The 10,309-nt window shown below is 45.3% G+C and carries 12 protein-coding genes; 6 read left to right on the top strand and 6 right to left on the bottom strand.

The window, feature by feature from the left end; translation table 11 throughout:
* Window positions 1-237 (top strand): hypothetical protein (locus QT973_RS14415; protein ID WP_333058328.1); only part of this gene is annotated, 237 nt, incomplete at its 5' end.
* 23 nt (window positions 238-260) lie between these two features.
* Here the strand turns inward: QT973_RS14415 and QT973_RS14410 are convergent.
* Both QT973_RS14410 and QT973_RS14405 read right to left on the bottom strand, forming a co-directional pair.
* Window positions 261-605 (bottom strand): type II toxin-antitoxin system PemK/MazF family toxin, encoded by a 345-nt coding sequence (locus QT973_RS14410; RefSeq protein ID WP_333058329.1) that lies wholly within the window; start codon window positions 603-605, stop codon window positions 261-263.
* On the bottom strand, window positions 592-801 hold the full coding sequence (locus QT973_RS14405) for a toxin-antitoxin system, antitoxin component, Xre family protein (RefSeq protein WP_333058330.1): 210 nt from the start codon (window positions 799-801) through the stop codon (window positions 592-594). The genes QT973_RS14410 and QT973_RS14405 overlap by 14 nt, the downstream gene beginning before the upstream one ends.
* Before the next feature lie 177 nt (window positions 802-978).
* Here QT973_RS14405 and QT973_RS14400 point away from each other — a divergent pair, with 177 nt between their 5' ends.
* The 3 genes from QT973_RS14400 (at window position 979) to QT973_RS14390 (ending at window position 3,200) form a co-directional block, all read left to right on the top strand.
* Window positions 979-1,476, top strand: coding sequence for a TIGR00725 family protein (locus QT973_RS14400; RefSeq protein ID WP_333058331.1), 498 nt, complete (start codon window positions 979-981; stop codon window positions 1,474-1,476).
* 8 nt (window positions 1,477-1,484) lie between these two features.
* Window positions 1,485-2,006 (top strand): hypothetical protein, encoded by a 522-nt coding sequence (locus QT973_RS14395; RefSeq protein ID WP_333058332.1) that lies wholly within the window; start codon window positions 1,485-1,487, stop codon window positions 2,004-2,006.
* Window positions 2,007-2,294: 288 nt separating this feature from the next.
* Window positions 2,295-3,200: a TPM domain-containing protein gene (locus QT973_RS14390; protein WP_333391580.1), complete on the top strand. Its 906-nt coding sequence runs from the start codon at window positions 2,295-2,297 to the stop codon at window positions 3,198-3,200.
* Window positions 3,201-3,309: 109 nt separating this feature from the next.
* Here the strand turns inward: QT973_RS14390 and wecB are convergent, their stop codons facing one another.
* Window positions 3,310-4,422: a non-hydrolyzing UDP-N-acetylglucosamine 2-epimerase gene (wecB, locus tag QT973_RS14385; RefSeq protein ID WP_333058334.1), complete on the bottom strand. Its 1,113-nt coding sequence runs from the start codon at window positions 4,420-4,422 to the stop codon at window positions 3,310-3,312.
* A gap of 257 nt (window positions 4,423-4,679) precedes the next feature.
* On the opposite strand from wecB, the gene QT973_RS14380 reads away from it, so the two are divergent.
* On the top strand, window positions 4,680-5,249 hold the full coding sequence (locus tag QT973_RS14380) for a pseudouridine synthase (RefSeq protein ID WP_333058335.1): 570 nt from the start codon (window positions 4,680-4,682) through the stop codon (window positions 5,247-5,249).
* A gap of 178 nt (window positions 5,250-5,427) precedes the next feature.
* Here QT973_RS14380 and QT973_RS14375 read toward each other — a convergent pair whose 3' ends face one another.
* Window positions 5,428-6,273, bottom strand: a complete 846-nt coding sequence (locus tag QT973_RS14375; protein WP_333058336.1) for a hypothetical protein — start codon at window positions 6,271-6,273, stop codon at window positions 5,428-5,430.
* 196 nt (window positions 6,274-6,469) lie between these two features.
* Between QT973_RS14375 and ctpB the strand changes: the two genes are divergently transcribed.
* Window positions 6,470-7,789, top strand: a complete 1,320-nt coding sequence (ctpB, locus tag QT973_RS14370) for a carboxyl-terminal processing protease CtpB (protein ID WP_333391578.1) — start codon at window positions 6,470-6,472, stop codon at window positions 7,787-7,789.
* A 92-nt stretch (window positions 7,790-7,881) separates the two neighbouring features.
* Here ctpB and QT973_RS14365 read toward each other — a convergent pair whose 3' ends face one another.
* Together QT973_RS14365 and QT973_RS14360 are read right to left on the bottom strand one after the other, a co-directional pair.
* Entirely contained in the window at window positions 7,882-8,076 is a 195-nt protein-coding gene (locus QT973_RS14365) for a hypothetical protein (protein ID WP_333234229.1), read from the bottom strand.
* 70 nt (window positions 8,077-8,146) lie between these two features.
* A complete protein-coding gene (locus tag QT973_RS14360) occupies window positions 8,147-10,129 on the bottom strand; it encodes a heavy metal translocating P-type ATPase (RefSeq protein ID WP_333391576.1) in 1,983 nt (660 codons plus the stop codon).
* Window positions 10,130-10,309 lie beyond the last annotated feature (180 nt).

The following is a 10,309-nucleotide window of genomic DNA, read 5'->3' as shown; positions in this document are numbered from 1 at the left end:
GAGCGCGATCGGACGATCGTCCGATCGCGCTCGACTATTATAATTTACTTGGGGACAATTAATCCACCCTGCTATTTTTCGGAAAATGCGGAAGAGCGATCGGGAGCATCTCACTTTTGCAGCCAAAGTAGAAATCTAAGTTTTGAGGGAGTAGGCAGAAGGAAAGAGGAAGAAGGAAGGAGCCAGAAGAAGTGTTTTTACCAATATGAGATGCTCCCGATCGATCGCCCTTTCTAAGGACAATTCAGAAAGGATCTCGCTCACTTCTCCCCTATAATTCCAATCAATCCCTCTTTCAAAGACTGGATATCTACATCTTGAAGCCTTCCCAATTTTTTGAGAATCAGTTGCATCTCAATTGTCGTAATAACTGGCTTAATCATAAAAGCTTTTAAAAGCCCAGCCGATCGCCAATCTGTGATGATAATATCACAGACTTTTGGGCTAATGCTAACTTGGCTAGTTATACCCATAAGAATGCGATCGGGATATTCTGCATTATAAACGTCAGAACTAATAACAACTGCTGGACGTTTTTTAGTGGTAGTTTGATCTGTAAAAGGAAACGGAACTAAAACCACGTCACCAAAATTATAACTCGTCATACTCCGCGTCCTCTGGGTTATCCCAAATTTTAGCAAAAGCTGCTTCTGAGAGTTTAGTTGCAGTATAAACGAGAAGACGATCTTCACTTCGCGTTAAAAGGAAATCGATAAAATCTTCTAATACCGTAATTTTATCGGGCGGTAAACTACGGATTTTTTCCATCAGCTTTGTTTCCTGGTTTGGGGCGACACTCATGTTATCTCTCACTTCTTAATGTTAAATCAGCATATATTGTAAAAATACTAGAAAACTCCCTGAAGTTATTTGGCTCACAAACTGTTTAGAGTTACCACTATTTTTATGATAACATACATTCGTAGATAGTGCAAAAAAACTAGCAAGTATTAATAACGCCATATTCACCGATAAACTATGAAAAAAATCATCATTGGCATCATGGGCCCCGGCGAAAGTGCCGCATCAACTGACTTAGAAAACGCCTATCAACTCGGGCAACTCATCGCCGAAGCAGGGTGGATATTGCTAACTGGCGGCAGAAATGTCGGCGTCATGGATGCCGCCAACAAAGGAGCAAAATCAGCTAACGGTTTAACAGTCGGCATCCTTCCGGGGAATGACACTCGCGGCATTTCTGAATCTGTAGATATTGCGATCGTCACCGATATGGGAAACGCCAGAAATAACATTAACGTTCTTTCTTCAGATGTAATAATTGCCTGCGGTACGGGCACGGGCACTGCTTCGGAAATCGCCCTCGCCCTCAAAGCTAACAAACAAGTTATATTGTTAAATCACAGCGCCGAAAGTCAAGTTTTTTTTAAATGTTTAGCACAATTTAACATCTTTGTGGTAAACAATGCTGTAGAGGCTATGAATCAAGCTCGCGAAATCCTAGCAAATTCAAGATGAAATCCAAGATGAGAGTAAGCAAATTCAACTTTTGTGCGATCGGCATTTTCCTGACTTTGGGGATTTTCGTCAGTACCAAAGCAGACGGAAGAATTGCACAGTTCAGTTTCAACAACAAATCCACTCAAAAATTAGCACAAACCCTCCCTCCTCCTCCCCCTTTCGCACAGCCTGTTACCGAACAAGAAGCGCCACCTATTCGCAGCGAATCCGTGCCGGATCAAATAGCTTTAGCAACCCATTTGCAGACCATCAAAGCTAGAATGTACGGTGCTTACTGGTGTCCTCACTGTCACACGCAACAAGAACTTTTCGGCAAAGAAGCATTTACCGCAATTACTTACATTGAGTGCGATCCCAGAGGCAAAGATGCTCAACCGGATTTGTGCAAAGCTGCCAATATTAAAGCTTATCCCACTTGGGAAATTCGGGGGAAATATTACACGGGGCGGCAATCTTTGGAAAAACTGGCTATTTTATCCGGTTATAAAGGCAGCAGCAATTTTCTGCCACCGGTTCCCTCTCCTTAAAAATATCTAAATTAGTTCACACTTGCACTCGCCCACTAAGAAACCGGGTTTTTGAACCGAGATTGACTGTTTTCAGCAATTATTTTGGTAAAAAACCCGGTTTCTCGCCACCCGTGCGTGCAAGAGTATAAATGTAGGGTACCCACGGCGCACCTAAAATTATGATTTTTATGAATCCAACTTCTGAATAATCTGAATTGACATCACAGCGAGCTGGTTATTTAATGGTAATTAGGCGGACAGATATATGTCAATTTCAGACTAGCAGTTATTCAGGAGACTGAAGCGATGCAGTTACAATTTAGCAATAAACAAATAATCTGGAGCAGTTTGCTGTGCTTTTCGGCAATTGCATTTCCCCTAACAAGCCAAGCTATAACAGTACAAGAAGTACCGAATCCCCGTCAAGTAAATAACACTTGGGTAACGGACAAGGCAAACATTCTCAGCAACAGCACCGAAACTCAGCTAAATCAAATGATTTCGGATTTAGAGGCGAAAAATGGCTCAGAAATCGCTGTTGTGACAGTGACTGGTACTAAACCATCGGCGACACCAAAAGCATTTGCTACAGAACTATTTAACTTTTGGGGTATTGGCAAGAAAGGTAAAAATAACGGAGTTTTATTGTTGATTTCTTCGGGGGAACGCCGCGTTCAAATTGAAACAGGTTCTGGCATTCAAAGCATTTTGCCGGATGCTAAAGCAGTGGGCATTATTCAAGCCGAAATTACGCCCCGATTTAAACAGCAGGACTTTGACGGGGGCACATTAGCCGGGACAAAGGCGTTAGTAAATGTTTTACAAACTCCGACGGTAAATGCTCAATCTCAAACCACGCTACCTTTGGCTCCAATCGTACCATCTCAAGGGGTGAAACCGTCACCAACACCTAGTCAATCGCCAGTTATTAGCAATAGTACCTCCACAGGTGAAGATTCATCGAATCCAATCTATGACTTACTTGGGTTCTTATTCATAGCATTTATACCTTGCTTCATTATCTTCAGGATATTTGGCAGCTTATTTTCTGGGAAATCTCCTTTCCCCTCCCGCAGCCGTTATCAGGGCAATAACCGCAGTAACTACAGCAGTAGCAGTAGTGACTACAGCAGTAGCAGTAGCAGTAGCGACTCCGGGGGTAGCTTTGGCGGGGGCGAGTCTAGTGGTGGGGGTGGCGGTGGGGATTGGTAATTCGGGAAGCGAGGTAGAAACCGAGTTTTTTTAGCAGGAATTAGTCCCCCTCTGCGGGTAAGAAAGTTTGTATAGTTGCGCTTTCAACCGCCGAATAATCGAGGAGTAGTTAACTAAAATACTCTTCAACAATTTTCAAAATCCGCGAGGAGGCCAAACCGTCCCCAAAGGGATTAATTGCCATTGCCATTGCGTTGTATGCTTCCGCATTGCTCAGCAATTCTGCCGCTGCTGCTGTAATTATATCAGAATTAGTACCAACCAGTTTAGCAGTACCCGCAGAAATTGCCTCTGGTCTTTCTGTGGTTTCTCGTAATACTAAAACTGGCTTGCCCAAACTAGGTGCTTCTTCTTGCAAGCCGCCGGAATCAGTTAAAATTAAATGACATCTCTGAATTGCTCCTACTAATTCTGCGTAATCTAAAGGTTCAGTTAAAAAGACTCTCGGATGGTCGCCCAAAAGAGCTTTTAAAGGTTCTCTGACTGTGGGATTTCGGTGTAGAGGTAAGAGCAAGGCTGTATCGGGAAACTTATCTAAAATTTGGAGAAATGCCCGCGCAATTCCTGCTAATGGTTCTCCCCAATTTTCGCGGCGGTGAACTGTTGCTAAGATAGTGCGATATTTGCTCCAATCTAAATTGGGAATGTTGCATTCTGGTTGGCGTTTGGCGACAGAAAGCAAGGCATCGATTACTGTGTTGCCTGTACGGTGAATTTCTCCCAAAACGCCCGATCGCCCTAAATTCTCTTGAGCCAGCTCTGTCGGGGCAAAATGCAGCCGTGTGAGCTGAGATATCAACCGTCGGTTAGCCTCTTCGGGGTAAGGATTGAACACGTCGTCTGTCCGCAATCCCGCTTCTACGTGACCTACGGGTATTTTCTGGTAAAATGCAGCTAAAGCAGCGGCAAACGCTGTGGTTGTATCGCCCTGTACTAACACGATTTGGGGCTGCAATTCTTTAAACAAGGCTTCCAAACCCTGCAAACTCCGGGATGTAATATCCGTCAAGGTTTGCTGGTGCTGCATAATTGCTAAATCCCGATCGGCTTTTAGATCGAACATTCGCATTACTTGCTCGACCATTTCTCGGTGCTGACCGGTTAAAATTACTTGGGTGTCAAAGGTTGGCGAATTTTTGAACAGTTGAATTACTGGGGCTAGTTTAATCGCTTCCGGGCGAGTTCCTAAGACGATGCAAACGCGGTGTGTGGCTTCGGGCATGGTAAAATTGGGTAGTTGAGATTTGCGAGGCTCTTAAAGGCTGAAGATTTTAGAGCTGGTTTGAATCGTTGGTTAACAAGATTTATTTTTTTATGAACCGCAGAGGGCGCAGAGGGCGCAGAGGAGAGAAGAGAGAGAGAAATTGGTTTGACGTTGGGTGGGGGCGGGTTTTTGAGATTGTGAGTTTTAGCCAATTATTGTCGGTGAAACCCGCCCCTACAGGATTATTGATATTAGTACATTTTTGTTAATTGCTTATGCCCTATCGTTACATTCTATTTTACAAACCCTATGATGTTTTAACTCAATTCACTGACAATTCAGGGGAAGTTAAACGCAGAACCCTGAAAGATTATATTCCTATTCCTAACATTTATGCAGTAGGAAGGCTCGATCGCGATAGTGAAGGTTTGTTGCTGCTAACCGATGATGGACAAATGCAGCACCGCCTCAGTGACCCGAAATTCGCTCACCCCCGCACTTACTGGGTGCAGGTGGAACGAATTCCTGATACAGGTGCGATCGCCGCTTTGCAGACAGGTGTCACAATTCAAGATTATCGGACTCGATCGGCAAAAGTGCAATTATTGTTAGAAGAACCCGCTTTGCCGCCCCGCGAACCGCCGATTCGATTTCGCAAAAACGTGCCGACAGCTTGGCTGGAAATGACTCTGACAGAAGGCCGCAACCGTCAAGTGCGCCGGATGACCGCAGCAGTAGGGTTTCCGACGCTGCGGCTGGTCAGATGTGCGATCGGGCATTTGCGTCTGGAAGGCCTCAAACCCGGTGAATGGCGCGAATTAACTCAAGCCGATTTTAGATTTTAGATTTTGGATTTTAGATTGGGGAATTACAGTCAACCGCCTTGACATTTAGGACATTCTTGATATCTGAAACTATGACTGCGACTGCATTTCCCTTCTTCCTTCTTCCGACTTCCTGATATCCGTTACATCCGTTACATCCGTTACACAATCCGTTGCCGAACTTCCTTCTTCCTTCTGCTTACTTTCGAGGGGGCAAAATAAAACTCTCGTTTCCATCCCGATCTTTTTGCACCTGAGCTCCCAACTTGACAAGAGCTTGTCTCGCCCTTTGACGCACCAACTTATCAGTTGTTTGAGCATAAACCGTGCTCCAAGCAGTAAACCGCACCGGCACGCTATCGGGATCTCGGCGCAAAAACTCAGCAGTTGCTCGAAACCTCGGCGCCAATGAAGCTCCTTCTGGGGTTCCTTCCACCCAATCAGCGGCCATTTCGTGGGAGCGAATTGACTCGGGAATATCCCCCAACAGCAGCAACTCATCAATACCTTTCGTTCGCCACACTATCCACGATTGGGAATGAAGTTGGGGCGAAAGGGCAAGGGCCCTAGTACCACGCTCTATAAAGTTAACAGCAGTTTCAGGGTTTCCTTGATAAAAAGAAATAGCTGTGGAGAGAAACAGGTAGATGTCAGCCCACCGCGGGTCGCGCTGCGTAACTATGTCAAAATAATCTTGGCTCAGATTGTAGCCCGTCACATCTCGCGCTTCGTCGTCGCCAAAATACTGCAAAAATTTGAGAAATGTCCAATCTGCAATTAAATTATCAAATCCAAAACTAGGGATAGTTTTGAGCATTCTCAGCCGCAGGGCTTCTTGCTGCGCTTCTTGCTGTGCGGCTTGCTTGAAACTGGCAGCAGACATTCCAGAGGGCGGGTTTTGCCCCTGAACGCCAACTGGGGACATTCCGCCTAACTGCCCGCTAGACTGCATGGCGACGACCCCCGCCAGCGCTGCTAGACCAATAACTCCATTAATGAGCAGGCTCAACCACTTACGCGAAAATTGTTCGATTTTAGCTTCCACGGCACTTTATAAATCCAAGTTTTAAATTAAGTTTATTGAAAGAGAGTAATAATTGGTTGGCGATCGACTATGAATCTCGTTAGACTGTCCAAAGGGATGGTGGAGCCTCCACACAATAGTTTAAGTAGTAGTGTGAGATTTTTTAGCAATATAAAATCTCAAATCAAAAATCTAAAATCGAATTGAGCCAAATTCAATGAATCAAGCCCGCAAACGCTTTTCTAAGTTACAGGCAGCCCTGTTCAGTGGGGCGATGGCAACAACCGCTTCGATATCTTTACTCGTTCCCGGCCTGAGTCAATCAGTCCGCGCCGAGCTTCAAGATAGCCCCAAAGCTGTCTTGGACGAAGCTTGGCAAATTGTGAACCGAGACTATGTTGATGGCAGCTTTAACAAGACTGACTGGCAAGTAACCCGCCAAGAACTGCTGAGCAAAAATTATACCTCTCGCGAAGCGGCCTACACCGCCCTCCGCAAAGCCCTAGAGAAATTAAACGACCCCTACACCCGCTTCATGGACCCGAAGCAGTACGAAGCGCTGACAAATCAAACCTCTGGGGAACTGACAGGGGTGGGGATGAGGCTGGAAGAAGACGAGAAAACGAAAGCGATTAGGGTAGTCGAGCCGATGGAAAATTCCCCGGCCCTGAAGGCAGGGATTCTAGCGGGTGATACGATTTTGGTGATTGACGGCAAAACTACCAAAGGCATGACTGTCTCGGATGCGGCTCAGATAATTCGGGGCGATGAAGGCACGAAAGTCACGCTGCGGATTGCTCGTGAGGGCAAAAGCGAATTTGACATCACTCTGACTAGGGCGAGAATTGAGGTAGCCGCGGTTCGCTACAGCCTCAAGAATGAAGGGGGTCAGAATGTCGGTTACATCCGTTTGCAAGAGTTTAGCTCCCACGCGGGCGAACAAATGGAGGCGGCGATTAAAAAGCTCTCGGCTCAGAAAGCTGACGCTTTTGTGTTGGATTTGCGGGGGAATCCCGGCGGGTTGCTGCGAGTGAGCATTGATATCGCTCGGATGTGGATGGATACAGGGGCGATCGTCCGCACAGTCGATCGCACGGGCGATTCTCAGGAAATGAAGGCAAATCGCACTGCGCTCACTGACAAGCCTTTGGTGGTGCTAGTGGACGACAACTCAGCCAGCGCCAGCGAGATTTTGGCCGGTGCTCTGAAGGATAACAAGCGCGCAACTGTGATGGGCGGCCAAACTTTTGGCAAAGCTTTGGTGCAGTCGGTGCATTCTTTGGCTGACGGTTCGGGATTGGCGGTGACGATCGCTCACTACTATACTCCCAACGGTACGGATATCAGCCAGAAGGGGGTTACTCCTGATGTTAAGGTGGAAATCACCGACGAACAAAAGCTGAAATTAGCTAACAAACCGATGTTGGTTGGGACTAAGGATGATCCTTGCTACGCGCAGGCGATCGCACTTTTGAAAACTACTGCTTCCTCGGCGCGTCCCGTGGCCGCTAATGAGGTTCTTGTTCCTAAAAAGTAAGTAGTTGAAATTAGCACTTATTAACAATTAGCTTTAAGATGAAACCCGCGCCGGCGGGTTTTATTTTTGTAGTTTTATTTAGCTTCAGATTGCTAGAAAATGGTTTGTAATAACAGCCAACTATTTAATCCTACTATAATACTAGCCACTAACCAAGCTACCGCCGTTCCGTTGGATAACTTGACCACTGTTAGATAAGCAGTGATCGCAGCCCCTATCGAGGCAATTCCTGCCGTGATGGGACGAGAATAGCGGTGAATCCAGGGCTGAGAACTTTGACGACGCATAGTATTTTTGACCTCAAAATGTATGTTTCAATTGTGGCGTAAGGTGGGCAATGCCCGCCCTGCGAAAACTCTATTTCAAAACTCTAGTCGCATTAAAAATAGCTGCTAAAGCCACCCCAACATCAGCAAAAACTGCCTCCCACATTGTAGCTAACCCAAAAGCACCCAAAGCAATAAATATGCCTTTGACTGACATGGCAAAAATGATATTTTGCCAGACAATATTGTGAGTTTTTCGGGCAATTTGGATGGCTTCAGCCACCTTTGACGGTGCATCTGCCATAATTACAACATCGGCAGTTTCGATCGCCGCATCGGAGCCCAAACCCCCCATCGCTATGCCCACATCAGCCCTAGCAAGCACTGGTGCATCATTAATTCCGTCTCCAACAAAGACAATTTTCTCGCCTTTTTTAGATTGACCGATCAGTTTTTCGATCGCCTCTACTTTTCCTTCGGGTAATAACTCGGCTAAGTAGGAATCTAAACCGAGCTTTCTCGCAACACTATCGGCTACAGCTTGATTATCTCCTGTGAGCATCACGATTCGCTCAACACCCAGTTTCTTGAGGTCGCGAATAGCCTGTACAGCGTCTTCCTTAAGCTCGTCAGCAATCAAAATATACCCAGCGTAGCGGTTGTCTACCGCTAAATGTACTACTGTACCTTCAGCATTGCAGAGATCGTGAGCAATATTTTCTCGGTGCAGCAAACGGTCATTTCCCGCCAGCACAATTTGATTATTTACTTTTGCTCGGATGCCGTGTCCCGCGATTTCTTCGTAATCTTTCACATCCAATGAATCTATCTTTCCGCCGTAAGCTTCCAGAATAGATTTCGCGACTGGGTGATTTGATTGAGATTCTACTTTAGCAGCTATTGCCATCAACTCTGTTTGGGAAAAACCATTTGTAGGCACAATTTGTGCTACTTTAAAAACTCCTTTTGTCAAAGTTCCTGTTTTGTCCAAAACAACTGTCTTGACTGCTGTCAGGGTATCTAAAAAAGTCGAGCCTTTAACCAAAATACCGCGTTTGGCTGCACCACCAATTCCCCCAAAGTATCCCAAAGGAATGCTAATAACCAATCCGCAAGGGCAGGAAATAACTAACAAGACTAGGGCGCGGTAAACCCATAAAAATCTGTCTGCATTAGTTGCTCCTGAAATGAACAAAGGCGGAATTAAAGCCACTGCTAGCGATGCAAATACTACAAAAGGCGTGTAGTAACTGGCAAATTTGGTGATAAATTTCTCAGTTTCAGCTTTTTTGCTTCTGGCATTTTCTACTAATTCCAGAATTCGGGATATGGAAGATTCACCGAAGAGTTTGGTAACTTTGACGGTGAGAACTCCTGTCTGGTTAATTGTTCCTGCTAAAACTGTTTCTCCAACTTTCACGGTTCGAGGTACTGATTCTCCAGTTAGTGCAGATGTGTCAATCTGAGAATTGCCGTCTATAATTTCACCGTCTAAGGGAATTTTTTCTCCCGGTTTGACAAGGATGATCTCGCCGACTGCTACGGTTTCTGGCGAAACTTTTTTGATGTCGCCATTTGCTTTGAGGTTGGCGCTGTCTGGGCGAATTTCTAAAAGCGATCGGATCGATTGACGCGATCGCCCAACCGCAAATTCTTGAAAAAGTTCTCCGATTTTGAAAAACAACATCACCCCGACTGCTTCAGGGAGTTTGTGAATAGCGACAGCGCCGAGTGTTGCTATAGTCATTAAAAAATTTTCATCAAAAAATCGACCTCGCAGAATGTTGCGACCCGCACTGGTTAAAACATTCCATCCGCTTAAAAGATAGGCTGGGATGAAAACCAGATATTCACCTATAGAATAGGGCGTGTTGTGCAGTTTTTCTTCAAAAATTAAACCGCCGACAAATAGTACAACAACCAATATCACAGGAATCAATTCTTGATTCAGGTTAAAATCTCCGTGGCCGTGGCCCTGGCCCTGGCCGTCGTGGTTAGGATTCTCATGGGTGAGATTGTCGTCGTTGTGACTGCAACTAGAGCAGCCGGAATTGCTCGATTTTGCTTTTTGCATGGTTTTTGCTGGGTTTATTCCAATACCTGATTGTATAAACATATATTCATATTATAGGGTCAAAAATAAAAAATACTAGATTTTGAGTTAAAAATCTAGTATTTTTTAGAAAAATATTGCTAAGTTGGTAGCGAACGTTACTAGGGATTAAGAGTAATAACTATTCTCAGTTTCCGATTG

The sequence above is a fragment of the Microcoleus sp. Z1_A1 genome (genome assembly GCF_036700305.1).
In the GTDB taxonomy this organism is placed as follows: Bacteria; Cyanobacteriota; Cyanobacteriia; order Cyanobacteriales; family Microcoleaceae; genus Microcoleus.
The sequence above is the reverse complement of the archived record's forward strand: the minus strand, read 5'-3'. Positions and strand labels throughout refer to the sequence as shown.

Bases quoted from the DNA above. Each gene is read 5' to 3' on its own strand.
- QT973_RS14360 (WP_333391576.1), bottom strand. From the start codon at position 10,129: ATGCAAAAAGCAAAATCGAGCAATTCCGGCTGCTCTAGTTGCAGTCAC.
- QT973_RS14390 (WP_333391580.1), top strand. From the start codon at position 2,295: ATGCAGTTACAATTTAGCAATAAACAAATAATCTGGAGCAGTTTGCTG.
- wecB (WP_333058334.1), bottom strand. From the start codon at position 4,422: ATGCCCGAAGCCACACACCGCGTTTGCATCGTCTTAGGAACTCGCCCG.
- QT973_RS14365 (WP_333234229.1), bottom strand. From the start codon at position 8,076: ATGCGTCGTCAAAGTTCTCAGCCCTGGATTCACCGCTATTCTCGTCCC.
- QT973_RS14395 (WP_333058332.1), top strand. From the start codon at position 1,485: ATGAGAGTAAGCAAATTCAACTTTTGTGCGATCGGCATTTTCCTGACT.
- QT973_RS14400 (WP_333058331.1), top strand. From the start codon at position 979: ATGAAAAAAATCATCATTGGCATCATGGGCCCCGGCGAAAGTGCCGCA.
- ctpB (WP_333391578.1), top strand. From the start codon at position 6,470: ATGAATCAAGCCCGCAAACGCTTTTCTAAGTTACAGGCAGCCCTGTTC.
- QT973_RS14410 (WP_333058329.1), bottom strand. From the start codon at position 605: ATGACGAGTTATAATTTTGGTGACGTGGTTTTAGTTCCGTTTCCTTTT.
- QT973_RS14405 (WP_333058330.1), bottom strand. From the start codon at position 801: ATGAGTGTCGCCCCAAACCAGGAAACAAAGCTGATGGAAAAAATCCGT.
- QT973_RS14380 (WP_333058335.1), top strand. From the start codon at position 4,680: ATGCCCTATCGTTACATTCTATTTTACAAACCCTATGATGTTTTAACT.